This window comes from Methanomassiliicoccales archaeon LGM-DZ1 (assembly GCA_030168595.1).
In the GTDB taxonomy this organism is placed as follows: domain Archaea; phylum Thermoplasmatota; class Thermoplasmata; order Methanomassiliicoccales; family Methanomethylophilaceae; genus Methanomethylophilus.
The window spans coordinates 157161-182732 of the sequence record CP115556.1 but is presented as its reverse complement, the minus strand read 5'-3'; the positions used below and the strand labels follow the sequence as shown (position 1 = coordinate 182732).

Annotated in this window: 26 protein-coding genes and 1 pseudogene; 13 read left to right on the top strand and 14 right to left on the bottom strand. The window is 59.1% G+C overall.

Features of this window, described 5'->3' with window-relative positions; all coding sequences use genetic code 11:
• The first annotated feature begins 54 nt into the window (after window positions 1–54).
• Window positions 55–369 (top strand): metalloregulator ArsR/SmtB family transcription factor, encoded by a 315-nt coding sequence (locus O8W32_00785; protein WII09381.1) that lies wholly within the window; start codon window positions 55–57, stop codon window positions 367–369.
• Window positions 370–405: 36 nt separating this feature from the next.
• Window positions 406–1476: a methyltransferase domain-containing protein gene (locus O8W32_00780; GenBank protein ID WII09380.1), complete on the top strand. Its 1071-nt coding sequence runs from the start codon at window positions 406–408 to the stop codon at window positions 1474–1476.
• A gap of 369 nt (window positions 1477–1845) precedes the next feature.
• On the opposite strand, the gene O8W32_00775 is transcribed toward O8W32_00780, so the two are convergent.
• The 6 genes from O8W32_00775 to O8W32_00750 all read right to left on the bottom strand — a co-directional run bounded on the left by O8W32_00775 (window position 1846) and on the right by O8W32_00750 (window position 6651).
• Window positions 1846–2271, bottom strand: coding sequence for a hypothetical protein (locus O8W32_00775; GenBank protein WII09379.1), 426 nt, complete (start codon window positions 2269–2271; stop codon window positions 1846–1848).
• An 11-nt stretch (window positions 2272–2282) separates the two neighbouring features.
• Window positions 2283–2615 (bottom strand): hypothetical protein, encoded by a 333-nt coding sequence (locus O8W32_00770; GenBank protein WII09378.1) that lies wholly within the window; start codon window positions 2613–2615, stop codon window positions 2283–2285.
• A gap of 157 nt (window positions 2616–2772) precedes the next feature.
• Window positions 2773–2964 carry a hypothetical protein gene (locus O8W32_00765; protein WII09377.1) on the bottom strand — a complete coding sequence of 64 codons (192 nt, stop codon included), beginning with the start codon at window positions 2962–2964 and terminating at the stop codon, window positions 2773–2775.
• A 96-nt stretch (window positions 2965–3060) separates the two neighbouring features.
• On the bottom strand, window positions 3061–4089 hold the full coding sequence (locus O8W32_00760; protein ID WII09376.1) for a transposase: 1029 nt from the start codon (window positions 4087–4089) through the stop codon (window positions 3061–3063).
• Window positions 4090–4347: 258 nt separating this feature from the next.
• The gene (locus O8W32_00755; GenBank protein ID WII09375.1) at window positions 4348–4968 is read right to left on the bottom strand and encodes a hypothetical protein; all 621 of its coding nucleotides are present in this window, start codon (window positions 4966–4968) and stop codon (window positions 4348–4350) included.
• 543 nt (window positions 4969–5511) lie between these two features.
• Window positions 5512–6651 (bottom strand): aldo/keto reductase, encoded by a 1140-nt coding sequence (locus O8W32_00750; GenBank protein WII09374.1) that lies wholly within the window; start codon window positions 6649–6651, stop codon window positions 5512–5514.
• A gap of 179 nt (window positions 6652–6830) precedes the next feature.
• On the opposite strand from O8W32_00750, the gene O8W32_00745 reads away from it, so the two are divergent.
• The 4 genes from O8W32_00745 to O8W32_00730 all read left to right on the top strand — a co-directional run bounded on the left by O8W32_00745 (window position 6831) and on the right by O8W32_00730 (window position 9773).
• Window positions 6831–7610, top strand: coding sequence for a hypothetical protein (locus tag O8W32_00745; protein WII09373.1), 780 nt, complete (start codon window positions 6831–6833; stop codon window positions 7608–7610).
• Window positions 7607–8527 (top strand): tetratricopeptide repeat protein, encoded by a 921-nt coding sequence (locus tag O8W32_00740; protein WII09372.1) that lies wholly within the window; start codon window positions 7607–7609, stop codon window positions 8525–8527. The genes O8W32_00745 and O8W32_00740 overlap by 4 nt, the downstream gene beginning before the upstream one ends.
• A gap of 24 nt (window positions 8528–8551) precedes the next feature.
• Window positions 8552–9181, top strand: a complete 630-nt coding sequence (locus O8W32_00735) for a tetratricopeptide repeat protein (GenBank protein ID WII09371.1) — start codon at window positions 8552–8554, stop codon at window positions 9179–9181.
• Window positions 9182–9263: 82 nt separating this feature from the next.
• Complete coding sequence (locus O8W32_00730) at window positions 9264–9773, top strand: hypothetical protein (protein ID WII09370.1); 510 nt, start codon at window positions 9264–9266, stop codon at window positions 9771–9773.
• Window positions 9774–9876: 103 nt separating this feature from the next.
• Here the strand turns inward: O8W32_00730 and O8W32_00725 are convergent, their stop codons facing one another.
• Window positions 9877–10080, bottom strand: a complete 204-nt coding sequence (locus tag O8W32_00725; GenBank protein ID WII09369.1) for a hypothetical protein — start codon at window positions 10078–10080, stop codon at window positions 9877–9879.
• A 97-nt stretch (window positions 10081–10177) separates the two neighbouring features.
• Between O8W32_00725 and O8W32_00720 the strand changes: the two genes are divergently transcribed.
• Window positions 10178–11059, top strand: a complete 882-nt coding sequence (locus tag O8W32_00720; GenBank protein WII09368.1) for a serine protease — start codon at window positions 10178–10180, stop codon at window positions 11057–11059.
• Between the two features lie 41 nt (window positions 11060–11100).
• Window positions 11101–11259, top strand: a complete 159-nt coding sequence (locus tag O8W32_00715; protein ID WII09367.1) for a hypothetical protein — start codon at window positions 11101–11103, stop codon at window positions 11257–11259.
• Between the two features lie 838 nt (window positions 11260–12097).
• Here the strand turns inward: O8W32_00715 and O8W32_00710 are convergent.
• The gene (locus O8W32_00710; protein ID WII09366.1) at window positions 12098–13066 is read right to left on the bottom strand and encodes an NAD(P)/FAD-dependent oxidoreductase; all 969 of its coding nucleotides are present in this window, start codon (window positions 13064–13066) and stop codon (window positions 12098–12100) included.
• Window positions 13067–13583: 517 nt separating this feature from the next.
• On the opposite strand from O8W32_00710, the gene O8W32_00705 reads away from it, so the two are divergent.
• From O8W32_00705 to O8W32_00695, 3 genes are all read left to right on the top strand, one after another.
• Window positions 13584–13925 (top strand): hypothetical protein, encoded by a 342-nt coding sequence (locus tag O8W32_00705; GenBank protein WII09365.1) that lies wholly within the window; start codon window positions 13584–13586, stop codon window positions 13923–13925.
• Between the two features lie 83 nt (window positions 13926–14008).
• A complete protein-coding gene (locus O8W32_00700) occupies window positions 14009–15028 on the top strand; it encodes a hypothetical protein (protein WII09364.1) in 1020 nt (339 codons plus the stop codon).
• Window positions 15029–15592, top strand: a complete 564-nt coding sequence (locus tag O8W32_00695) for a GNAT family N-acetyltransferase (GenBank protein WII09363.1) — start codon at window positions 15029–15031, stop codon at window positions 15590–15592.
• Between the two features lie 141 nt (window positions 15593–15733).
• Here the strand turns inward: O8W32_00695 and O8W32_00690 are convergent, their stop codons facing one another.
• Entirely contained in the window at window positions 15734–16873 is a 1140-nt protein-coding gene (locus O8W32_00690; protein ID WII09362.1) for an alpha/beta fold hydrolase, read from the bottom strand.
• A 55-nt stretch (window positions 16874–16928) separates the two neighbouring features.
• Here O8W32_00690 and O8W32_00685 point away from each other — a divergent pair, with 55 nt between their 5' ends.
• On the top strand, window positions 16929–19079 hold the full coding sequence (locus tag O8W32_00685; protein ID WII09361.1) for an AAA family ATPase: 2151 nt from the start codon (window positions 16929–16931) through the stop codon (window positions 19077–19079).
• Window positions 19076–20359, top strand: a complete 1284-nt coding sequence (locus O8W32_00680; protein WII09360.1) for a hypothetical protein — start codon at window positions 19076–19078, stop codon at window positions 20357–20359. Before O8W32_00685 ends, O8W32_00680 begins: the two co-directional genes overlap by 4 nt.
• Before the next feature lie 72 nt (window positions 20360–20431).
• Here the strand turns inward: O8W32_00680 and O8W32_00675 are convergent.
• The 5 genes and pseudogenes from O8W32_00675 to O8W32_00655 form a co-directional block, all read right to left on the bottom strand.
• Window positions 20432–20806: pseudogene (locus O8W32_00675) on the bottom strand (DNA-3-methyladenine glycosylase).
• A gap of 61 nt (window positions 20807–20867) precedes the next feature.
• Window positions 20868–21563 (bottom strand): MFS transporter, encoded by a 696-nt coding sequence (locus O8W32_00670; protein WII09359.1) that lies wholly within the window; start codon window positions 21561–21563, stop codon window positions 20868–20870.
• Window positions 21564–21576: 13 nt separating this feature from the next.
• Window positions 21577–21786: a helix-turn-helix transcriptional regulator gene (locus O8W32_00665; protein ID WII09358.1), complete on the bottom strand. Its 210-nt coding sequence runs from the start codon at window positions 21784–21786 to the stop codon at window positions 21577–21579.
• Between the two features lie 239 nt (window positions 21787–22025).
• Complete coding sequence (locus tag O8W32_00660; protein WII09357.1) at window positions 22026–22625, bottom strand: hypothetical protein; 600 nt, start codon at window positions 22623–22625, stop codon at window positions 22026–22028.
• A 1-nt stretch (window position 22626) separates the two neighbouring features.
• A complete protein-coding gene (locus O8W32_00655) occupies window positions 22627–25533 on the bottom strand; it encodes a hypothetical protein (protein ID WII09356.1) in 2907 nt (968 codons plus the stop codon).
• Window positions 25534–25572 lie beyond the last annotated feature (39 nt).

The window sequence follows — 25572 nt, the reverse complement described above, 5'->3', positions numbered from 1 at the left end:
ATCCTCTGCTTTTGCAAAGGTATCTGTACGGAAGAACCCGTCGGGGACTGCGATATGGACCCTGAAGTGTTCAAGGCGCTCTCCGACGGGAACCGCCTGAAGATACTCGAGATGCTGACGGGCGGGGAGACCTGCGCCTGCAGGATCTTGGAGACCCTCAGCATAACTCAGCCCACGCTGTCCCATCACATGAAGGTCCTCCAGGAATGCGGACTGGTCACCGTCAGGAGGTCCGGCAGGTGGTCGTACTACACCCTAAGCCAGGAGAAACTGGCCGAGATCATCGATTATTTCGTTTCCCTGCGCGGCGATGGGCATTCCGTGACATGCGGAGAGGGGGAATGCTGCAGGTCCTCCGAAAAAGATTGATAACCATCTATATAGTTGGTCATCTATGTGTAGTGCATGGAGAACAGCAGCCGCCCGAGCGGAGAAACGGTCAAGAAAGGCGTCCGCGAATATTACGGAAAGGAACTGAAAAGAAGCAGCGACCTGAAGACCGGAGCATGCAAGTGCTCCGGGAACATGAGCGATGAGGTCAAGGAAGCATTGGCCCTCGTGGATGATGAGATCATCGAAAGGTCCTACGGATGCGGGTCGCCCATACCTCCGCTTCTGGAGGGAAAGACAGTTCTGGACCTCGGATGCGGCACCGGAAAGGACGTCTACATCGCGTCCAAGCTCGTGGGCGGATCCGGCAGCGTCATCGGGGTGGACATGACCCCGGAGCAGCTCGAAGTGGCGAAGAGGCACGAGGCGGACCAGATGGCGAGGTTCGGCTACAGGAAGTCCAACGTCAGATTCCTGCAGGGCTACATCGAGGACCTCAAATCCCTCGGCATCGGCGACGGCACGGTGGATGTCGTCATCTCGAACTGCGTGATCAACCTGTCCCCTGACAAGGAGAAGGTATTCTCCGAGATCTACAGGGTGCTGAAGAAGGGCGGGGAGCTGTACTTCTCCGATGTCTTCGCCGACAGGCGCGTCCCCGATTCCGTGTACGCTGACCCGGTGGTCCGCGGCGAATGCCTCGGAGGCGCCATGTACGACGGTGATTTCCGCAGGCTCATGGCCAAGGTGGGCTTCGCAGACTTCAGGTACACCGCTTCTTCGCCGGTGACCGTGGACGACCCCGCGATTAAGGCAGCGATCGGAGACGCCGCGTTCACTTCCAGGACCGTCAGGGCGTTCAAGGTGGACGGCCTGGAGGACGCCTGCGAGGACTACGGGCAGATGGCCGCCTATATGGGGAACATCCCAGGATATCCCGACTTATTCGACCTCGACGACCACCACCGCTTCCGCAGGGGGATATGGAAGAAGGTCTGCGGCAACACCGCCGCCATGATCTCCGGCTCAAGGTACAGCTCGGCCTTCGCCGTTAAAGGCGACAGGAGCGTCCATTACGGGAGTTTCGACTGCAGCAGCGATGACGTGCCGGATCCCTGCGGGTCCGGATGCTGTTGCTGCAGGTGAAGCTCCGCCTTTCTGTCTCCCTTCCTCCATCAGAACCGTAAGTGAGAACGAGCTCAGATCTCAGCAAATGGATCCAGCCGTCCTGTTCCGGTATTCCGGATGGAGGAAACGGACCATGAAAATGAAGAAAAGGGCCGGAACTGATCAGGATGCGGCCTTTTATGGCCGCATCGCTGGTGCATCCGGCGGTCCCCAGTCGATCTCATGCTCAGGTCCTTGGGGCGTTTTCCACATCCTTCCCTGCCCGCGATCATGCGCTCCGCCGCGCAGAAGTCCGCCTGCTCCTTGATGAAGCAGGCCGTCGTGCCCAGGGACAGCGGACCTTTTGCCCGCAGAGGCAGAATGAAGAGGCGTTAATTTCGGATACGGTCATTTCCCCTGTCTCTTCTTCTTTTTCCTGGCTTCCCTCTCCAGCCTGCCGGGCTTGACCACTGAGTCAGCGTACACCGGCGTGAAGCCGCAGAATATGTCGGTCGTCTTCAGCTTCTCCTCGACCTGGGCGCAGATCTCCGGATAGCTGCGCTCCGATTCCCCCGGTTCGAAGCCGAACTTCTCATCTATCTCGCTGAATGTCTCCGGCCTCTCATCATGGGTGTATATGCGCGCTTCAGCGAAACTGAGGCCTCCCCTCTCCTGAAGCAGCCAGACACGGGCGGCATAGCGGATGAAGCGGAACTCCCTGACCGACGTGATGCCGTTCCGGCCTATGCGGTGGTCATTGAAGAAGTTCTCATCGTAGAGATCTCCGCGCCGCGGTCCGGATCCTCCCTGCCTGCCGTCTTTGGAACGATTCATGATGACCGCGTTCAGAATAGGGAGGGGGGAACGCCGTGCTCGTCTTCAAGTTCAATATCGACGAGGGGCGCCCTATACGGCCCGAATACACCGTAACGTTTTCTCGGAAGCCTGTAGATGAGCCTTTGACGCTGCCTGTTGTATTGTTCCAGGGTCATGTCGTATTTTCTTTCGATTTCATCGTCGCTCTCCCTTCTGTCCCACGAGAGGAACATGCAGGCCTCTTTGAACGTGAAGCCGAATCTGTCCTGAAGGATGTACAGATCGGCAGCGTATATGTTCTGCATGCACATCGTCAGTTCCAGTGTCGCTCCCGGACGGTCCATCGAGCATTTCAGCACCATTTCTCAGCCTCGGTTCATTTCATTATTATATTCTCTCAGTAGGTAGGTCCCAGTTGCATTCGATTCAAGACTGTCATGATGATTTATAGCATCGGGGCCGCAGGAAACACCTGTAGTTTGCTGCACTTCTGCATTTCAGCGGAGATCAATCGCGCATTCAATCATCATCGCGGTCATACTTCCCCAGGTTTCTTAATTTCAATATTCTGCCGAAAATGCTTTTCGCACTCTCTCCGCCTGTTTCAATTTTTGATATTTTCGTGTTTTCGAAATTTTCTTCAACGGCTCTGAATGCTTTCATGCCAACAACTGGCTCACCGTATTTCGCATGAGCGCTTGTTCTTAACATTTTCCTGTCCTTGCGATACGTCTCCCTGCCGAAATCTTCAGTAGAATCAACATCGAACTCCGACAGTATTTTATCTCTTTTTTCCGGATGAGGGTCTCATTGAAACCCTCCCCGCAGCCTATCGATACGTCCCAGCCTGATGACCCTCAGCGCGTTGAAGGCGATCGCCTTGAGGAGGGCCTGCCTTTCCCTGCAGGCCGGTATCCTGGCCGATACCGACGGGCCGGCCGCCTTCTTGATCATGAAGTTCGTCGATTCGATGACCGCTCTGCGCCTGTACGCCCTGCTCTCGGCGCTGTCCGGGTCGGACAGGGCCTCGTCCATCATGCGCCTGTACGGCCCGTGGATCGCGGTCCCGCGGTTCCCTTGGCCGCGGCGGACCGGGATCGCCGCTCTGGCCCCCAGGAACTTCCGCACGAGCCGGTGGTTGAGCGACGAGTCGTAGGCCCTGTCCGCGATGAGCCAGTCAATCTTCAGCCCGGACCCTGCGAGGTCCGAGATGTGCCCCGGCATGAACGTCGTGTCGTTCCTGTGCCCGTCGGCGGAGGCCGACGCGCTCAGGACGATCCTGGTGCCGGTATCGACCGCCAGCGACAGCTTGGTGAACGACCTGCTGCGCCCGGCACCGAAGTCGTCCAGGCGCTTCTCGTAATGGGCGGACCTGTCGAAGTCGGACAGGCCGGTGCTGTCGACGGCCACCGTCGCGCCGCCGTCCGCGGCGGCCGCGAAGGCCATCACCACCCTCTCCAGGACGTCCGTCCCGATCCGCTTCAGGAACTTGCACAGGGTCGAGCCGTCCGGGATGCGCTTCAGGCCGATCGCGTCGGTGAAGCCCCTGTACATGCCCAGGTCCCTGCGGACGGCCCCGTAGCTGATGCCGTGCCGGGCCATGAGGACCAGCACCGCCAGCTTCTGGCGGTCCGTGTAGATGCAGTTGCTGAACTTCGAGAAACACTGCGGCACCCCGGCGGCGTCCATGGCCGCCGTCAGCGCCTCGGCGAACTGCCCCGAGGCGCCGCCGTCCGCCGGCATCCTCGAGTACGATTTGCCTCTGTTCGCCCCGCGGTTCCCGCGGGGCCCCGCAATACCCTTAACTATGCTGTCAGCGCTATCTTGGCATGTCATCCGAATCGCTTCCGGGTGGCCGCCCCCGCATGTTTCCTACGCACAGGGGGGCGTTCCTCTCTTTTCCGATGTCTGGCTCTTCGCCTTGCACAACATGCCGTTCAAATATTATATATTTATGTCTATCGAAAAAAAGAAATAATACTATTCCAAGCGGAACAGAGGTCCGGCAGGCGGAATACGCGTGCCCGGCATGCCCGCAGCCCATGATTGCGAAAGGATCTGCCCCGCAGGATCGAGGAAAAAGCGAAGAGGGTTTCAATGGGACCCCGGATGAGCAGCAATCCTCTTTTTCGTCTGAGTTTCCAAATGGTCGTAATACGTGTATGGATAATCCTTCTGCCCTTTACGGCAGCGCATGGCTGTTTCTGCTACCGTTGCAGCCTCTTCAGCCAACATTACCTTATTCATGTCTAAAGAAGAATCTTCATGGTCGTGGAATATACCTTTTTCGTCCGTAGGATATGCTGTCTTCGAATATCCTCTGCGACGCCAGTCCACTACCCTTGAATGGTGAACAAATTCATGAATGATGGTGTACTCGCTGGCATTCTTCCTTAGCTCTATTTCGGCCTTGAACAGCTCATTTTTATCATCGAGGGATTTCCGGCCATAATCGCCTTTTTTCTCTCCCTGACCTTTGAATGTTTTGGGCCTGATCGAAGGTTTTCCTTTATCATCAAAGGTCATGATTTCGAAAGCCGAGAAATTGTCGGTGACCACGTCTGTGACCCTTTTCCTCATTTTCCTGTCGCAGCGGAATTGCACCGTTCTTTCCAGCACCTGCCCTCTCGCTTTCTTATCGACGGCGTCCGCGGTATCTTTCATCGCTCCCGGTATCAAAGACAAGTACGGATGGGCCTGTCTGAATCTTTTCATCTTGTCAGGAGAAGCGAAACGGCCGTCGGATGTGCGCGGCTGATACCTGCAATGCTCAGCACTCGATTTTTTTTACACTCATACTCGGATGGGCCCGGTTCTTTTTCGAAGAGGCATTCGGTCTGACGCTTTTCCGACCATTCCTGAGATGAGTGTTTCCCATGCGGATAAAATCGCATTGCCGGGGATATAATGATATGTGAGAGAAAAGGGATGAAACGGGTTTGTGGGGCTCGGATGTGAGTTCGGGTCCCGAAGGAGATGATTCTCCGACGGGGAATCACTCTTTCTTTGCATCCTTGGCGTCGGTCTTAGGGGCCTTCGTCTTCTTGCCGCACTTGAACGACATGAATGATGCATTCCTCGCCCGAGTATTTACGTACTCGATTCATACCATGAACGGAGCGGGTCGGAAAATCCGCGCTCTCTGTAAATACCAGATACCTCGGAAAATCAGGATTTTAATGCAAAACAGGCAGAAACTGATCGTTTTTCCGGAAAATAAGTGGTTTTCGGGGCCCCGTGCAGGGACCCCGAGGGAGTTCAGTGGAACATTCCCTTGGCATGCCTGGCGGTGAAGTCCTTCATGATCTCAGAGATCTTGATGCCCTGGGGACAGACCTTCTCGCACCTGTGGCAGGCGATGCACTCGGTGGGCTTGACCGCAAGCGCCTCGTAGCCCATGAAGGCGATGAAACCGCCGTTCGTCAATTTGTCCTCGTTGTAGAGCCTCAGGACCTCGGGGATCATGATGTGCTTGGGGCAGTGGGTGATGCAGTACTTGCAGGCGGTGCAGGGCACGGTGCCCACGGAGGCCATCTCGTCCGCGACATGCTGGAGGACGGCCAGCTGATGCTCGGTGAGAGGCTCGTTCTTCTCGAACAGGGCGATCTTGTCCTTCATCTGCTGCATCTCGGTCATGCCGGAGAGCACGGTGACGACCTGGGGGATGGACTGCAGGAACCTGAAGCACCATCCGACGGGGGTCTCCCCGGGCTTGGCGGCCTCGAGCTCCTTCATGTATTTGTCATCGATCTTAGCCAGGGAGCCTCCGCGCAGGGGCTCCATGACCCATATGGGAAGATTGTGCTCGGTGGCGTAGTCGACCTTCTTCTTATCTTCCTGGAACATCCAGTCGAGGTAGTTGATCTGCAGCTGGACGAACTCCATCTCCTTGCCGTAGGCCTCCACGAACCTCTTCATGTTGTCGAAGTTGGAGTGGCAGGAGAACCCGAGATGCCTGATCTTCCCCTGTTTCCTCATCTCGATCAGAAACGCAACGTCCCCGTACTTGGGGTCGAGGTACTGCTCGATGTTGGTCTCGCAGACGTTGTGGACGAGGTAGTAGTCGAAGTATCCCGCGCCGGTCTTCTCGAGCTGCTTCTGGAAGATCTCCTTGGCGTGCCCCATGTTGGCCACGTCGTATCCGGGGAACTTGTCGGCGAGGAAGTAGCTGTCCCTCGGGTATTTGGAGAGCGCCTTGCCCATGACGGTCTCGGAGTTGCCGCCGTGGTAGCCCCATGCGGTATCGTAGTAGTTTATCCCCTCTTTCATCGCCTCGTCGACGAGCGCGTCGACCTTCTCCTGAATGGGCTTCGAATCGTCGCCGTCCGCGACCGGAAGGCGCATCGCGCCGAATGCGAGCTTGGAGATCCTGTCCCCTTTGAAATCGGAATATATCATCCTCTAACCTCCGTCCGAGGACCTTCTCTTCCTCTGGGCCGTTTTAAATAGGCGTTAATTTTCTTAACGCCGTGAACAGGCGTTTGCAGACCTGTCCGGGCCCGGATGGGGATGGGTTCCTGCTGACATCGTGTTACTATCAAGAATTATTATTAAAATGATTTGCAGATGCCGAAGGCATGGTAAGTACGGACGATGAGCGCCTGCTGCAGATAGCCGCCGCCGAAGGGGCGAAAACAGGCACGGAAGTGGTGTCCGCTGAGTTCCGTCCGTTCAAGCAGTTCTCCTTCAAATGGTCGCACGGCGGATCGGTCATCGAGGTCTCGGATTACTGCGATTCGGCCCCGGACGCCGCTCTCGCCGATCTTCTGCAGTATATATTCGCTTACGCGCGCCTGACAGAGAGGGGGGACCGCGCGGGGGCCGGCGACCTCACAATGGGCCCGGACTATGTTGCGTATTTCAATTCAGACCGGTTCCTGCAGGAGAAGCGCCCGCTTTACCTCAGGAGGTCCAGGAACCTGGCGCGCAGGGATGTCGGCTGGTACAGGAACATCTTCGATTCCGTCCAGCGCCTGCTGGACTGCGGCCTCCTGCTCCCGGCGGACCTCGACAACACCTATTTCACCTGGACGACGGCAGCGAACTACACGCGCCTCGGCTACTGCAACCAGATGTTCCGCGTGGTGGCCATATCCTCGGTCATGGACGACCTGTCCGTCCCGGAGTATGTCATGGACCGCGTGGTCTACCACGAGTGCCTCCATCTCCGCCAGAGGTACCGCCCGTTCAACCGCCGTCCCCATGATGCCGAGTTCCGCCGGCAGGAGAAGCTCTACCCCATGTACCGCGAATCCGAGCTGTACATGAGGGGCCTCCCCTCCAAGGGCAGGGCACTCAGGAACGGCCGGGTCCGACGGCATCCCTTTATTATCAATCCGCATGACAGCGGAACATGAAGGTCCCGGCAGAGCACAGGAGCACCGCTGTTTCATACGACACGCCCGACGGCATGATGTCCAAGACCCTCGGCGAGCTCGACGATGAGGCAGGGTCCGGGGATCCCGAGGCCCAGTACCTGCTGGGCTCCGAGTTCCTCTTCGGGGAGAAGATCCCGCAGGACATGGGGAAGGCGTTCGAGCTCCTCGAGGCGTCCGCCGGCCAGGGGTTCCCGGACGCGGAAGCGCTCCTCCTGGTGCAGTACATGAACGGGGTGTACACGGGGATCGATGAGGAAACTGCCGTCAGATACGCGGAAGATTCCGCCAAGGCGGGGATCGCGGAGGGGCAGCTGTTCTACGGGACCGCTTTCCTCGACGGCATCTGCGTGAAGCAGGACTACAAAGAGGCCATGCGCTGGTTCCGCGCGGCCGCCTCCCAGGGCCTCCAGGATGCCCGCTGCAGCCTCGGCTACATGTTCATGAACGGCCTCGGGACCCCTGCGGACCCCGCCAAGGCGTTCCGCCTCTACAGGATAGCCGCGGAAGGGGGCAACAAGGACGGCATGTTCCATGCCGGGGTCTGCCTCGAGTTCGGGGAAGGGACCGAGGCCGATCTCAAGAAGGCCGCATCGTGGTACCGCAGGGCCGCCGAGAAGGGGGATGCGGAATCGGCCTACCGGCTGGGGATCATCCTCTCGGAAGGAGGGGACGGCATCGGGAAGGACCCCGCCGGATCGTTCGAATGGACCGTGAAGGCCGCGGCCGGAGGGTTCCCGGATGCCATGGTGCAGGCCGCCACCGACTATCTGACGGGCTACGGCACCGAGCAGAGCAGGGAGGAGGCCGTCAAATGGCTGAACCTCGCGAAGGAAGCCGGAGCGGCCGGCGCCGAGGAGATACTGGCCAGCCTCGGGAAGGGGAACAGTACAAATTAAGTCCTGAACTGCAATCCATCACTCATGGTGAAGCAGGACATGGAGGACGTCTACACCGTCGGCATGGGGTACATGACCGGCCAGGGCCGCCCTCTGGACCAGAAGAAAGGCATAGAATACCTCAGACAGGCCGCCGATGCAGGCTTTCTTCCGGCCGTCCGCGACCTCGGCGTCGCATATCTGAACGGGCAGGGCGTCCCTCCGGACGCGGAGAAGGCGTACGGATACCTCAAGAAGGCCTCGGACCAGCTGGACCCGAACGCCATGTACCATCTCGCCCTCATGTACGAGAACGGGGCATACGTGGAGAAGGATATCTACGAAGCACTCAGGCTCATGGGGTACGCCGCCGGCATGGGCTTCTCGGCCGCGGCCGTCGAGGCCGACAGGATCGAGGACAAGATCGACGCGATGAGGAAGGCGAAGCTCGATTCCCGCCCCATCCTGAACCTCGAGATCTCCGATGCCGATGTCGAGGCATGCTGCTGCATCAAGATGTACAACGCAGTCATCGCCAAGGAGATCTGGGTGGACGATACCTACAAGGGACCGCAGCTGATGACCGAGGACAAGGACGGCTCCGAGACCATCCTGGACAAGTGCCCGTTCTGCGGAAAACCCGTTTCCCGCGTCCCCCGGAACAAAGAATACTGATATTTCTTCAGGGAAATCAACTTTAAATCATCAGAAACCCATGCACTTCCGGCGGGAACGCATCCCGCCGAAGGTATTGAGAATGGATGGGAATATGGAGATCAGGGACCAGGTCCGGCTGATGAGGTCGGTAATGGGCCGCAAGATTATGGAGATCGACGAGCTGAACGACAAGGCCGCGGAGCTCACCGGCGAGGAGGCCGGCAAATGCCTCGCGCTCGCCGAGTTCCTCAAGAACGACGTCGCCGGCTACAAGACGATCATCGACGACCTCAAGGACGGATCGAACGACCACACCGGGAACATCTACGACATCGCATCCCTCCCGGCAGAGGCGGTAGGCGTCTACAACGACCTCTACCTCCCTGAGCTCAGCCCCGACGACCTCGAGGATGAGAAGGCCGCGATGTCCCTGAAGGTCGAGTATGCGAAGGACCTTGTGCAGAGCCGCCTCGTCAAGATCGGCAAGGCCGCGCTCTCCAACGACCTCGCGCTGAACCTCATGATGTCCTCAGACGACATCCTCGCCGCCATCGGCGCGGTCGTCTCGCAGGACGCCGAGATCATGAGCGCCATCGGCACATCAGAGTAAAACCGAAACTTTGGGGAGCCCTGCTCCCCGTTTTTTTAATCAAAACAGAAAAATCTGAAAGGGTTTGGAAGACTTCCGGGCCCGGTGACCGTATCGCATGGTTTCAGGCGGTCCCGTACACGCTCAGCGCGATGAACGCGATGAAAGCTGCGATGACGATGCACCCGATCTTGTTATATCCGGACACGTCGACGGGCGCGCTCTCCTCAGGATGCGCCCGGCAGTAGAAGAAGCTGTACGAGATACCGACGAACATGACCGCGATCGCCAGGCAGATGATCGCCTCGGCGATTGCTTCTACAATCATGATTGCACTTCCGGCGTCGTATCTTCTTCTTTCTATGTTATGATGAGGCGTTTCCGTTTGGTGAAACGTCATATAGGCACATCTTCATCCTGTGCACATGTTCGCGAAGGCATGCCAGAAGGCATACAGGTTCACGAGGCCGCTCATCGTCAACACCCGTTCCGTGGACGGGACCGTGAGCTCCTCTCTCGGAACGTTCTTCGTGGTCAATCCGGAGGGGTGGGTGCTGACCGCCGGCCACCTCTTCGATTCCTACATGCAGTTCCGCCAGGACCAGACCAAGATCAAGGGCGTGGAGGAGATCAACGCCAAGGCGCCTGCGGGCACCGAAAAGGTCAAACTGGACCCGAAATGGCTCACTAACCACTCCTTCTGGTGGGGATGGGACGGCGTCAGGCTCGCAGACGTCTATGTGAACAGGGAGATCGACGTCTGCCTGGGCAGGCTGGAAGGGTTCAAGCCCGACATGGTGTCCGAGTATCCGGTCTTCCGCGATCCGGAAACGATGCTCCCCGGCACCAGCATCTGCAGGACCGGGTTCCCGTTCACCAACGTGGCCGCCGATTTCGACGAGAAATGCAATGCGTTCAGGATCAGGCCCGGGGTGCTCCCCATTGCCTTCTTCCCCAACGACGGGATCCACACCCGGAACATCATAACCTCGCAGAGCTCCAAGGACGGAGGGTATCAGGTCATGTACGTCGAGACCTCGACCCCCGGGCTCAAGGGACAGTCCGGAGGACCGATATTCGATACCGAGGGCAGGATCTATGCGATGCAGGTCCGCACCAACCACATGCCCCTCGGATTCCACCCTGTCAGCAATTTCAACGGGAAGGAAGTGGTCGAGAACCAGTTCATGAACGTCGGCATCGGGGTCCACGGGAAGGTCCTGCAGGACATCATGCGCGATAAGCACGTCAGCTTCCGGACTGAGTGCACCACGAAGGACGGATCGAACTATACCATCAACGAATGATAATAATAAAGTCATTTGCTTTACTAGATTGATTTATTTTAATGGTACTCGAAGAACTGGAAAAATGCTTTCAGGAGGCGGTGCGGACCGGCATCGCGCTGCCTCCGGAGCATATCCTTTCTGCTGAAGCGCGGCATCCGCAGGATCGCGCGGACAAGGTCATTTGCACCTCAGTTTCGCGTTATAGATACATTGTCTGAATAGGTTCGCTATTATTTGTTTCAATAAAGCAAAATGATTTACTAATTACTTAACTAGATTTTTATTGAGCCTGAAGAGCAAAACCTTCGATTTTCCATTGATTTTTATAAATTCATATTTTTTCTATTTTTCACGATAAAATCAAGTGCAAAATTCATTGTCCGTATTTTTATTGTCAGTTTAGTTATATGCTTTACTTATCTCGTATATCTAATAAACCTAAGAAAAACAGCGTGCAAATGACAAAAATAGGCGTTTTTGCTCAGAATCGGGAGGAAAATGCATACTTTTTCCAAAAGTTGCATGTTTCTCTGACAACAACGGTACCCCGAATATCGATATGATTTCGCATTGAAAACAGGCATTTTTCGTGTTGAAAATTTTTTTTCGAGGATTTTTCCCGATGATTTTCAGATAGATCCCTTCCGCTGTACAGCAAAAACACCAAAATGAGGCGCATTCTTTTGAAAACAAACGTTTGCGTGACGTGCAACAAATTGTAAACCATATTGCTTAACTTGCAATATTATTTTGCATTATGAATAAGGACCGCAGAATCAAGGGAAGAACAGAAGAATACAGGGCAAATTTCTTCTTGCCGTTGATAAAACATCCTGCTGGACACTGTGCACCGGAGAGTCAACGAAAAAACAAGGCCGGAGAGATTTTTTCATTCGAAAACGGCATCAGAATCGATTGAAATCTGAATAACGTACGCGGACAAGGGCAAAAGCCTTTTCTTCGATTCTAGGGCCGTTTCTGAAGGACATTTTTCGCTCTCAGCCCGGAACCGTCTTACATTACGAAGAATCGTTCAGGCGGGTTTCGAAGAGACGCTCACCATCCGAAGCGCAGCGCCTGCAGGCATCCTATGTAGTACCTGAAGTACTTCGGATTATGGATCACCGAGTCGAGGCCGTTGAGGTACAGGCTCCGATGGTTCATCCTGCTCGAGAACTCGGAGTAATCGTAATCCGTCATGGAAACGACCAGGTCATGCAGGTCCCCGAATCCCATGCTTGACTTCACGCTGTTGCTCCACCAGTTCTGGTATTGATTGAGGTCTCCCTTGTCGATGGCCGAGGCAGCCTCGAACGCCGATTCGAACGCTGTGCGGAGGCCTCCGTAGGAAACATGATTGGCAAGCCCTCCTGCATCGCCGATGAGTATCGCCCTTCCGTTGATGAGCTCATCCACTGCGCCTGTAGGGGTGCAGCGGCATAACGGACTGCCGGCGACCTCCGATTTGAGATCGGCCGATGTGCCGACGGTCCTGCCGCTGCCGCAGGGGAACGACCATGAGTAGAGGCCGCGGTACTTCTCCCCGATCTTGAAGATCAGGTTTCCGTCCGGCGGAGAATCGATGTAAGACTCCGCCACCTTGATGATGCTCCCCGGCTCTGTCCCGAAGATCTTCTTCCTGACAACAGAGAAGGCGCCGTCGGCACCTATCAGATAATCCGCATGGAACTCCCTGCCGTCGGAAAGCACGGCGGTGCATCCGTTCTCGTCCTGGGATACCTCAGTCACGCTGCCCGTGACGATCTCGCCGCCCGAATCGGATACTTCCTCTCTCAGCCTCGCGATCAGCACGGGCCTGTCGATGATGTATCCGCGCACCCTGATGTCTGTGGTGATGCCTCCGGGCCATCTCAGGCGCAGCAGCCCGATGCGGTTCTGGATCTCATTATCCTTAAGTCTGAGGTGCCTGACGCCCTTGCGGCTGACGGCGGAACCGCAGATACGGTGATAGGTATTGAAATTCGACGTCATCCGCTCAATGAGCGTCACGTCGATACCCCTCATCCGGAGAAAGCGGGCACAGGAGGCTCCTGCCGGACCCGAACCGATCACGATGGCATCAGTCACACCGGTATAAACATGGTGAGTGTATTTTTAATTTGACCGTAACTTATGCGGTATTGATATTAGTAAAGCAGATATCTTAAATATCATTATTATTAATCATATAGTTCAGTAAGAAGCGTTCATAAGAGCTGCGCAAGATCGTTCGATTACGTTTAGGCATCCTTAATTATAAATATAAATTAAGGTATCCCTTAAGATGAAGATAGGAAGTTGCCCGGACAAGCAGATGCCTGTGCAGGGGCTAAGCGTGTGACTACGGGACCTGACTGCTTCCTGTCTTCCTGAGCCGCGGGTTCGCGATTCGCCTGCGGTTCGATCCCCGGGCGCTGACAGACCGTCCGGGGAGCTTACCTCCGTCCGTCCCCGCCCGATTCCAATCTCGGGCGGGGGCAATCTTTCTATACGTTCCCTTCAGGATCGGATTCATTTTTCATGCATTATCGCAGACCGGCCTGTGTTCTCGATCGCCTTCGGCGATAACAAGAATTTCGCCGGCACGGTGAGCGTCACTCTGCCGTATGCGCTGAGAGATGGAGAGGATGCCGGCAGGATCTATGTCGCTTTCGTGAACCCCGAAACGAACAAGCTGGAGAGCATGAGCGGAACGTGGAGCGACGGGTACGTCACCTTCGCCACCGACCACTTCTCCGACTACGCCGTCATGCATTCCGAACCGTCGGATGACAGCGGGAGCAGCACCCTGCTCTTCGTCGGGATAGGCATCGCTGCAGCGATCGCAGTGCTGTTCATAGCGCTGTACTTCCTGCACATCGGCCCGTTCGCCAGGAAGGACTGAAACATCTTGGGGGCCCCGGCCCCTTTTCCCGTCCCGGACCCGGGACGGGATACATTTAATTCCGAGGCCAGCATGGGCCATTGATGTTCTTCTCCAGAGTCTCGCTGTCCGAGGATTACGGCAATATAAGGGAGCTCTACCTCTCGGCCTTCCCCGAACAGGAAAGGATCCCATTCGGAGTCCTCGCCGCCACCGTCGGCAGGGGCGGGAATCTCATCACTTACCTTTCGGACGGCGCGTTCAAAGGTTTCTCGTTCACGTACACGGACGGGCCAAGATCCTTCCTGGTCTACCTGGCGTTCAATCCCGGGGACCGCGGGAAGGGCTACGGGTCCGAGGCCCTCGCGGACATCAGGAAGAGGTTCGGGAAGGATACGTTCACCGTCATGGAGAAGCCGGAATCCGGATTCACGTCCGCCGCCCTCTGCGAGGGGAGGAGGAGGTTCTACGAGAGGAACGGCTGCACGGTGCCGGGGATGACACTGAAGTCGGACGGATACCTGTTCGATGCCGTATGGCTGGGCGCCCCGGTGGCCCAGGCGGACATGGAGAGCACCGTTTCCGATTATGAGGCCGCACAGAAGAACGCCGGCGGCACCGGCGTGACGCTGTCGGCGGTCTCCCCTGGCACCTCCGCCGCCGATGCCGCGGAGAAGATGTACTCCGCATCGTACGGCGGGATGAGGAAGATCCCCTTCGAGGCGTTCCTTTCGAACGGGACCGTCATGCTCATAGAGGTATCGGGAGAGCCTGCAGGCTACTGCGCCTCGGTATCGGCCGACGGGTTCCTCCTCGTCCCCTACATGGCCGTGGAAGAGCGTTTCCGCGGCCGCGGGGTCTTCTCAGAGTCCCTGAGGCTCCTGCGCTCGGAGCACCCGGATGAGACCGTGATCCTCCTTCCCGAGGCCCCGGGGGTCGATGAGAGGCTCCAGAGCATGAGGTACAGGCTCCTGAAGCGCCTGTCGGCGCTCGGGTTCGAGGACAGGATGGAGAGGTACAGCCTCCTCGGCAGGGAATATCAGATAGTGTCCGATAAGGAAGCGGGGAAGGATGATGCGGAAAGGTGCCTCCGCCGCCTGAGGCGCCGCCGGAAGGCGATCTGAATGACCGAGATCGTCCCGGCAGGCGCCGATTCGCCTTACAGGGAGAGGATCGAGGCCCTCAATGCCGAAGCGTTCCCTGAACCTGAGAGGACGTCCTACGACGACATGCTCCTGGCCGAGAAGGCAGGCTGCGGAGGGCTCTTCGCCGCCCTGGAAGACGGGGAGTTCGTTGGCTTCACCTACCTGCTCTGGCAGGAAGGAATCCTTTACATCTATTATCTGGCCGTCGAGCCTGCCCTCAGGGGCAGAGGGTGCGGGTCCCGCATCATCGGTACTCTGGCGGAGATGTATCCGGGGCGCATCATGGCCCTGAGCGCGGAGACTCCCCCGGACCGTTCCGACACGGAGGACATCCGCTCGAGGAGGATCAGATTCTATGAGCGCAATGGTTTCGTCGACGACCGCAGGCCCGTCCCGTGGCGCGGCATACCCTTCGATATGATGTATCGCGGAGGGCTCATTCCAGATGACAGAATGAAAAAATTCTTTGACGAAACCGAGAAGGCACGGAAGGCGGCCCGCGGCGGCCTCGGCGGCGCTTCCTCCAGAAACGGTTCCAGCTGACGGCGGCCAGCCCCAGGCAGAACACCGAGAACACCGCCCAGAGGCAGAAGTACTCCGGGGTATCCGGAAGGACCGACACCTTCAGCAGGCAGATGCCGATCTCGGACAGCAGCCCGACCCAGAGGTCCTCCCTGCGGATCATCAAAGCCCGTACTCCCTCAGGAACGCCCTGATGGATTCCGAATAGGCGTCCCACTGCTCCAGGGACGTCACATGCCCGGCGCAGGGCACCACGGCCATCCTGGCCCCTTTCACAGCCTTCCTGTATTTCTCCAAGGTGGATACGCGCACCTCATCGCTGTCGCCGCAAATGAACAGCGTCGACACGTCGATCTCAGCAAGGGCGGGTTCGGTATCGAAGTCCCTGAGCGTTCCCTCGCAGACGAGGTCGCTGGGGCCGAGGAGCTTCATCGCGACAGGCGGTGCAGGCTCGGAGGCGGCCGTCTGCGCGTATTCGGCGAACGCCTTCCTGGAGAAGAGGTATTTCGCGTCGTAAACGGCCATCCCTGCCCGGAATTCGTCCCCGTAATTCTTAACGGATATCAATTTCCTCATTTTCTTCTCGAGCCGGGGGTCGAGCTCATGCATGTTCGCCCATTGGTCGGCCTCCCACGTGCGGGCATTGAGGAACGGCGACGGGAGGACCAGGGCGGCGACCCTGCCGGTGCCGTACCCGGCGATGTACGACATTATCAGCCCCGCGCCCCACGATGCCCCGATGAGTATGACCTTGGGGGCCCCGATCGATCTTATGAACTCGTCGAGCTCCGCCGCATAATCGGCCGCCGTCCAGCTATCTATGTCCGGGATGGGGTCCGAACGGCCGCATCCGAGCTGGTCATAGGCGTATACCGGATGGTCGAGCTTCATCCTTCTCGCATTGGCGGGATTGCTCTCGCCTCCCGGGCCCCCGTGGACGAATATCGCAGGCTCGGTGCCGAGATGGGTGTTGTAGCGGTAGAACGCGATCCGCCCGTGAGAGGTCTCCAGGAACTCCGCGTCATCCGCATACGACGAGACCACCAGCTCCGAGATGCTGTCGAGCCATGCCTCGACCATGGGAACGGCCTCCTCGGCGGACGCTGCGCGGAACCTCTGCTTGGTCTCGGCCGCCGCCCAGCGGTCCGGATCGGAGGTGAGCTTAGCTTTCACGATGCCGTCCTCCTCCTTCATCCTGAGCCTGAAACCGTTCGCCTCGGCCGAGAAACGCCCCTTCGCTGAGAGCCTGCCGCGGAATATGCCGAGCTCGCTGCGTACGGTGAATCCTTCCTTGGACTGCATGCTGAACTGGAACGCCTGCAAAGATATAACCGCGCGCAGGAGATTGTTGGATTATATGTCCCGCAGGATCGCCGTATACGGAAAGGGCGGGATCGGCAAATCGACTGTCTCATCGAACCTCACCGCCGCCCTTTCGGAGGCAGGCATCAGGGTGCTGCAGATCGGATGCGACCCCAAGCACGATTCCACCCGTTCCCTCCTCGGAGGGAACATACAGGAGACCGTCCTCGACTATGTGAAGAGCGGCGGCCTGAAGTCAGGGAAACTGAGCGATGTCGTCGCGGAGGGGTACCGCGGATGCCTCTGCGTCGAGGCCGGGGGCCCGGAGCCCGGCGTCGGATGCGCCGGGAGGGGGATAATCTCCGCGTTCGACCTCCTGGAATCCATGGGGGCGGACAGGCTGAACGCCGATGTGACGCTGTACGATGTCCTCGGGGACGTCGTCTGCGGCGGTTTCGCCGTGCCCATGAGGACGAAGTACGCCGACACGATATTCATCGTGACCTCCGGGGAGTTCATGTCCATCTACGCGGCCAACAACATCCTGAAGGGCGCGGCCAACTACGGCGGCGACAGGATCGGCGGATTGATCTTCAACAGCCGCGGGGACCCGTCGGAGGACGGGCGCGTCGATGCGTTCTCGGCGGCCGTCGGCATACCGGTCATCGCGAGGATCGGCCGGTCCGACATCTTCATGGAGGCCGAGAAACTGGGGCAGACCGTGGTCCAGGCATTCCCGGAGTCGCGCACTGCGGAGGACTTCAGGAAACTGGCCGACCGGGTCATGCATGCCGAGCGCCGTCCGGCGAGGTTCCTTGAGGACGGCGAGCTGGAGAAGCTCATCCTCGGCAGAGTGCCCGTCAGGGCGGCCCCTGCGACGCAGATAGGGAGAGACATCGGAAAGGATACGCCGGTGCGCGCCCCCTTCTCGTCCCGGCCTGCGGTCTACGGCGGGATGCTCTGCGGATGCGCGTTCTCCGGCGCGGCCTCCGTCTGCACGTCGATCGAAGGATTGTCGACCGTCCTCCACGCGCCGGCGTCCTGCGCCCATTTCACGGTACAGCTCGATTCCTCATGCGTCCGCAGGTCCGGCAGGTGCGGGTTCGCATCAGTCCGCAGCTTCGAGGACCCAGACGCCGTCTGCACGCTGATGGACGAGCGGACGATGATCTTCGGAGGCTCGGAGGCCCTGAAAAAGGCCATCGAGGGCAAGATTGCGGCCGGCAGTAAGTGCATAGCGGTGATCACCGCCTGCCCGCCAGGGATCATCGGCGACCCGGTGTCCCAGATATGCTCGGAGGAGGAGGCCGCCCATCCCGGGACGATGGTGATCCCCCTGATCGAGGACGGCAACGCCGCCGGGGACTTCATGCAGGGCGTCGTGGATGCCGGCATCGGGCTGGTGAAGCGCCTCGCCGCCAAAGGCGGGAAGATGCCGATGACGGTGGACCTCGTAGGCTCCAAGACCATGTCGAGCTCGGCCATGTCCGAGATCCTGCAGGTGAAGGAATGCCTGTCGCGCCTTGGCATCTCCGTGAACTGCATCCTGCCGGGGATGTCCTCCGTAGATGAGCTGAGGAACGCCGGAAGGGCCTCCGCCTGCCTCATGCTCAACCCCGACGGCTTCAGCCGGGCCCTGTGCGCTTTCATGGAGACGGAGTATGGGGTGCCGGCCCTGAAGGCCCATGTCACGGGCGGCATCGCGGGAGCGGCCTCGTGGATCGGCGAAGCAGGGAGGTTCTTCGGCAGGGAGAAGGAGGCGGACGCCCTGATCGCCGATATGAAGAAGCGCTTCGGCAGCATGCTCGCCGGTCCGAGGGAGGTCCTCAAAGGGAAGACGCTGGCCGTCGTCTCCCTGAGCCGCGGTGTCTCATGGATAACCGAGACGGCCGAGGCGGTCGGGATGAGGATCGTCTTCGGATGCATCATAACGCGCGGGGACTACCGCGACGGGTCCGAGGAGGATATACCCGCCGGATTCTCTGAATACCCGGCATCGCGCACCGCCGAAGCCGTCAGCGAGATATCCCGCCTGGCACCTGACATCGTGGCCGCCCCGTCGGCCATGGACCTGGACCCGTCGGTGTACCAGGCGAGGACCCCGTGCGCCCCCGCCGCCGACCCGTTCGCGGGGAGATGGCTCGCCGAGGATTGGGCGAGGGGCATGCTCGCCCCCCGCCGCGAAGGATGGAGGGACGACGCATGACTCTGGAACATGAGAGGCCGGAGAGCCTCCTGGGCATGCTTATGGGGTTCGAGGGCGTGAGGGACGCCTGCACGATCGTCCACGGGCCCACCGGGTGCAAATACTATCCCTCCGCGTTCTCGGAGGCGGCGTTCCCGGACCGCGGGCCCGGCTGGGAATCTAGGAACGTCTTCAGGTGGGAGGATGCCTACTTCTTCAGTCAGCCCCGCATCCCGTGCACCTATCTGGATTTCGATATGTTCGTCTCAGGCGCTTCGGGCAGGCTGAAGGACCTGTATGCCCGCGCTGAGAAGATGGGGCCGTCCCTGATCTGCGTGGTGAACTCGCCGGGCGCATCGCTCATCGGCGAGGACCTCGGCAGCATCGGCGGGAAGATACCCACGGTGAGGGCGGAGAAGGCCCGGTACTCCGGGACCTTCGCCGACGGCTTCCAGGACGCCGTCGGGGCGATCGTGCGCGAGGCGGCGCCCGCGAAGCAGGAGGAGAGGCACGGAGTGAACCTCATGGGGATCACCATCGGCCATCTGCATTGGGAAGACGACATAGCGGAACTGTCCTCCCTCCTGAAGGCGTGCGGGATAGAGGTCAGGTGCACCGTCGGGGCCGGATGGTCCATGGAGGACGTCAGGGGCTCTGCCGGTGCGGAACTGAACGTCCTCATCTTCCCTGAATACGGCAGGAGGATAGCGGAGCTCTATGAGAAGGAGTACGGGATACCGTTCTTCGAGTCCCAGGAAGGCGCTCCTATAGGGTTCTCGGCGGCCGAAGCATGGGTCAAGGGCGTATGCTCCGCGCTCGGGAAGGGCCCGTCGCCGGCATTGGCAATCATCGCCGGCGCCAGGAAGGCCGCGGCGAGGGCGCTGCTGAAGATGGAAGCGGCCCATATACTGCCGAAAGGCAGGACATTCTCCGTGTACGCGGACGGCTCCATGCTGTATGCCGTCTCGATGTTCCTCTACGATTACCTCGGGATGGTCCCGGTGGCGCTGAGGTCCCCCGGCGGGAAGGAATGGAAGGAGAGAGCGGAGGAGCGCTTCAGGGCGCTCGGCATACCGGTTTCAGACGATCCGGAGCATACCCAGAGCGACATCATCCTCGCCAGCGAGGGGCTCTGCGTCTCCGCTGTGAACAGGGGAACGGCACTGTCCCAGGCGGTCATCGAGGCGCCCGGAGGGGATTTCATCCGCACCCGTCCGGAGCCCATCGTCGGACCTGCCGGGACCCTCAGGCTGCTGGACATCGTGCTCAACGGGATCGCCGATAACCAGCATTTCAGATGAGATTCGGACCAGCCTGAAGTTGAGCGGGGTGAGACGGTCCGCTTCCGATGCGTACGGGATGCCCACCCTGGGGCCCGCCTCTATCCTCCCTCCGGGAGGATTCCCGTACTCCAGCCACAGCCCGTTCTCCGGCACCAGGTCCTTCCCGTAAAGGTCCTTTTCGATGCACATCGCCTTCGACATGCGGCCGGGGCCGGAGAACCCGTCGACTCCGCGGATGAGCACGCACTGCGGATCGCCTTCGGCGCCGCAGGTGAGGTTGAGGAGCCAGAACATATAGCAGCGGTACACGTACGCCTTCCCGCCGCGGTGATAGAGCACTTCGGTGCGGGGCGTCCTGCCGTGATGGGCATGGGCGGCCGTATCGGATTCCCCGCAGTACGCCTCGGTCTCCGTCACCCTGAGCTTCAGGACGCTGCCGTCCGGCATCCTCCTGCAGAGGAGCATGCCCAGGATGCGGGGGGCCAGCTCCGCCGCTCCCGGCAGGTAGAATTCCGGCCCTGCAAGTTCAGGCATCCGCACCTTCCCCCCGCCTGCGGGCCATGCTGACCGGTATCCCGTGGAGTCCCAGATATATCAGGAGTCCCAGGAGGCCGACGGCCGCCATCAGGACGTAGTTATCTCCGTAGCCGAGGATGCCGATGGAGAATCCGTTGACCACCGGCCCGACAGCATACGAAAGGTCAACGAAGACATTGTACGTGGAAACCGCCACCCCGTACCTCTCGCAGGGCGCCTTCCTGATTATCACGGCCTGCGCCACCGAGGAGAGCATGGCGATCATTATCCCTATGAGGAACGCGGAGACCAGGAGCTCGGCGCCGGAGGACACCGTGCCCAGCATGATCATCGCGACGACATACAGTGCCAGGAAGGGGATCAGAGCGGGGTTCTCGCCGTGCCTGTCGTATATGCGCCCGAGGAAGAGCCTGCAGATGATCGTGCCGATGGACAGGACGAGGAAGAACACCGTGGAGTAATCGGTGAGCCCTGTCTCGCGGGAATAGGGCGCGATGAACGTGAGCACCCCGGAATACGAGAAGAACATCACGAAGGCCACGAGGGACATCACCAGCGAAGAGCGCTCTATGTAATCCGATATCCGGGGGCCTCCCGTCCTCCTGACATTCTGAGCGCCGGCCCTCCGGGACTCCGTCAGGGCGGCGGAGAGCACGGCGGCCGCGGCGCTTGCGGCGGCGGACACGGCGAAGATCTCGTCATATGAGCCACAGGCTTTCGAGGGAGATCCTGCCGGTACGTTCGAAACGCTTTATCGTCCCGTACGATACCCCGCTCCGGTCTGCCAGTTCGAGCTGGGTCAGTTTGGCCTTCTTGCGGTATACCTTGAATCTCGATGCCAGGTCGGCCATCCGATCCTCCATGGATCTCTCGTGGAAGATGTCGCTGAGTTCAAGATAATTCTTCATAATTGTAGATAACATATTATCTATTTATACGTATTTTTGGGTAAATAGATAATATATTAACCGTCAATAATATGTGATTCCAGGACGGATCTCGGGAAAAGCGAGAAGAGGTATTCGGAGGGACGGATCCGCAGAGTAAAAAAGGGAAAATAGAGGGGGAAGGACCCCCTCGGTTTCATTCGTTCCTACCCTTATCCATATATCTCTGCAGTCATCTCATTTTGCGATGTGCCAGACATTCAGGATGACGGCGGAGTCAGGGGATCGTTGGCATTGGTCCCCTGTACGAACACGATACCGGAGTTGAGGACCTGGGAGTAAGTGTTCGGGTCGGATGACACGGTACTTCTGTAGGTGACCGAGATCTTGAAGGTGTGGGTACCGTCCCCGAGGGAGATGACATCGGTCGCCGCTCCCGTTTGGGGGATCACGTTGTTCCAGTCGAAGCAGGTCCTCTCGACCTTCTTGGTATCATCGTCGTAATCTACCGTCAGGGTGATCTTCTGGATGACGGTCCATGACATGGGGTCCTGCATCGTGACCCACATTCTCATCTGAGAGGATCCAGACGGACTCTTAGCTTCCAGCTGCCCTTCGATCGTGGAACCCTCGAACTCCGGGAGGTAGACCCCCGTTCCGGCCCTCATGTACCGGACCGGCGAGATCTGGAAGGAGGTGTCGCCATGGCTGTCCGTGGCCACCAGGTAGGCATCGCTGCTCAGGTTGTTGTTCTCACTGTTGGTGACGGAGGAGTATGCGAACGCGGCCCCCACCGAGGCGGCTGCCACGATGGCGATGATGGCCGCAACCATCAGGATCCTGCTGCTTTGACCGGACACCTCACCACCCCCTCGTCTCGCTTCTGACGGATTCCTCGGAGTATACGGTGATGGTACCGTCGATGTACTTGATGGTGAAGTCGGTCAGGTCCACGCCCTCGGCGGTGGTCAGCGACGCACCGGTCTTGAAGGTGCCGATGTCGGTAAGCGAGCTGCGGTATCCCTCGCCGGTGTTGTAGGCGACGGAGCTGAAGCAGTCGAGGATGGTCTCGGGGAGGACGGTGCCGTCGATGGAACGCATCTGGATGCTGGTGGCGGCGTCGCCGAGCTCCAGCGCGGTCCCGTCGTGCATCTTGTAGGCCGACGGGGCGATGACGAACATCTGCAGGGCGTTGATGTCCACGCTGAAAGTGCCGACCACGGTGTAGTACTTGTCGTCGACGGTGATCCTGCACCAGTAGTGGACGATCTTCGTGTTATCGGTGTGGTGGCGGATGGTGTAGTTGCCGGTGCATCCGGGGGACTCCGGGGTATAGGTGGTGTCGGGATCGAAGTCCACGGTCTCGCTGTACACCACCGAGAGGTGCTCGATGTCCGTCTGCACATCATCGTCGTTGTAGATCCTCGGGTTGTGGTCCCCTCCGTTGAAGGTCCCCACGTAGGTACCGTCGGTGAGGTAGTACGCGTAGAGGTTCAACCACTTGTTGGCCGGGAAGTCGGCGGTGGGGACTCTTCCCTCGGGGAAGTAGGTGTAGACGTGATCGTCGTCGGAGAGCACCGCCCATCCTGCGAACAGGTGGTCCTTGTGCTTGACCTCCATGTCGTATCCGAACAGCGGGAGATCCACATAACTAGCTACTGGCTCTCTGATGATCTTGTACGCTCCGGTACCGTCGCTGTCGTGGAAGACCACGACATACCTGTCGTAGGTGTAGAGGGAGATGCTCTCGAGCATCAGCTGGTTGTAGATGTACGAACCGGAGGTGGACGAGGGATCGAAGGGGGTGGTGCACTCGGGGTCGGTGTACCATATGACGCTCTGGTCGCCGTAGTTGCCGAACTTGACCTGCTTGTACATGGGGATGTCCTGTCCGTAGGCGTCGTAGGATGCGTCATCGGTGTATACCCTGACCTTGTTGGGGCCGGTGGGGTCCACGAACACTCCGTTGACGTAGAAGTCGATCTTCACGGAGACGTCCTTGTAGATCACGTTGAGGATCACGTTGTCCTCGGTCAGCAGGAAAGACCATCTGAATCCCCTGTCCTCGGACAGCTTCTTGGGCTGGCCGAAGTTGTAGCCGGAGGTGCTGGCTGCGATGGTGGCCTCATAGTCGATGGTCTTGCCGGAGGGCGGCCTGATGGTCATGATGATCTCCGAGTTGTACAGGACGCGGTTGGGGCTGCCGTAGTCCAGGATGTCCACGGAGGAGTCCTGGGTGGCGGACACGTCCACATCGGGGGTGGCGGCGGAGACCCAGATCTCCAGCTCGGTATCGGCGGCGACGGCACCGGTGACGGTGACGCTCAGAACGGTGTCATCGGCTCCGAGGGAGGAGGTGACCTCGTAGGTGTAGGTCACGCCTTCGGGCAGGCCGTGGATCACGAGACATACATCGCTCGTGGCCTTGGACTTCATGCCGGTGACCGTGACTGTGAAGGTGAACGGGCTGCCGGAAGCGATACCGACGTTGCCGGTGCCGCCGACAGTGCCCTGGGCGACGGTGACGGAGTCGTCGCCGGAGACGTCGGTCACGGTAGCGTCGATCTCAGTGTACTCCATGTCCTGACCGAAGAGGAAGTCGAGGTAGACGATCTCCCACTTGGCGAGGAACTCGGTGTCGGCATCGAAGACCTCGCTCTCCTCCGAGGTTGATACATACACCGTCAGCTTGGTGCCGAACTCCACCTCGCCGGTCACGGTGACGCTGAGGACGGTGTCGGTGGCGCCGGAGACCCATACGGTCTCGTAGGTGACGTCCTCGGGCAGGCCGGTGATCTCCAAGACCACATCGTCCCCGGAGGCGGAGGCCATGCCGCGGACGGTTACGGTGAAGGTGAACGGGCTGCCGGATGCAAGACCGACCTTCTGACTTTCGGAGACGGGGCCCACGTCCGCGGAGATGGCGTCGTCCGTGGAAGTGGAGGACACGGTGACGGGGATGGAAGTGACTTCCTTCACATTGAACTCGTGGTCGCCGTTCCACCATCCGAGGAACTGGGAGCCGTTGTACTTCCCGTCGGTCAGCTCGAGGGCCAGCTGGGCGATCTCCTCGACGGTGAGGGAGGTGCCCTGGGGGATGGAGAACGTGATGCTCTGGTACCCGTTGGTTATGAACTGGCTCTTGAAGGTGGTGAAGGTGATGTCCACATTATCCACATGATAGACGGCATCGAGGGACACAGTGCCGGAATCTGAGGGCTCGATGGCGTAGGTGAACCTGAGGGGGTTATTGCGGAACACGTGATACTCATACAGGCTGTTGCCCTGGGAGTCGTTCCAGTAGTTCCCGAAGGTATCGACGTACTTGCCCTCATACTCGCCGGACTCCACCAGGGTGTACGTCTCGGGCGGGACGGGGCCCTCGCCTACGCGGACGAAGACACCGTTGGACAGAACGAACTGGGAGTCGTGGAGATAGGCGCCGTCAATGTAGATGTGGAAGTGATAGCCTTCGATCTCATCGCAATCGACCCATTCGCTCCCGTTCCACATCTTGAAGTGGGGGACGGATCCCGTGTAGGTCAGCTTGTACATATCGTCCTCGTACTCGCCGACGGCATTGCCGCCGACGGTCCAGCCGACGATGTCCGTCTCAGGATAGTTCATGTAGGGCATGAGGACCTCCTGGCCGTACTTCACTCCCGACTTCGTCATCTTTTGCGTGACTGAATCGTAGGTCCAGCCGTTGGCGGTGACCTTGGGGGTCTCGCCGGCAGTGGGATCGCTCTCCCATACCTTGTCCCACACGAGGTCGGCGGTGTGGAGGACGAACCTGATGTCAGCGGT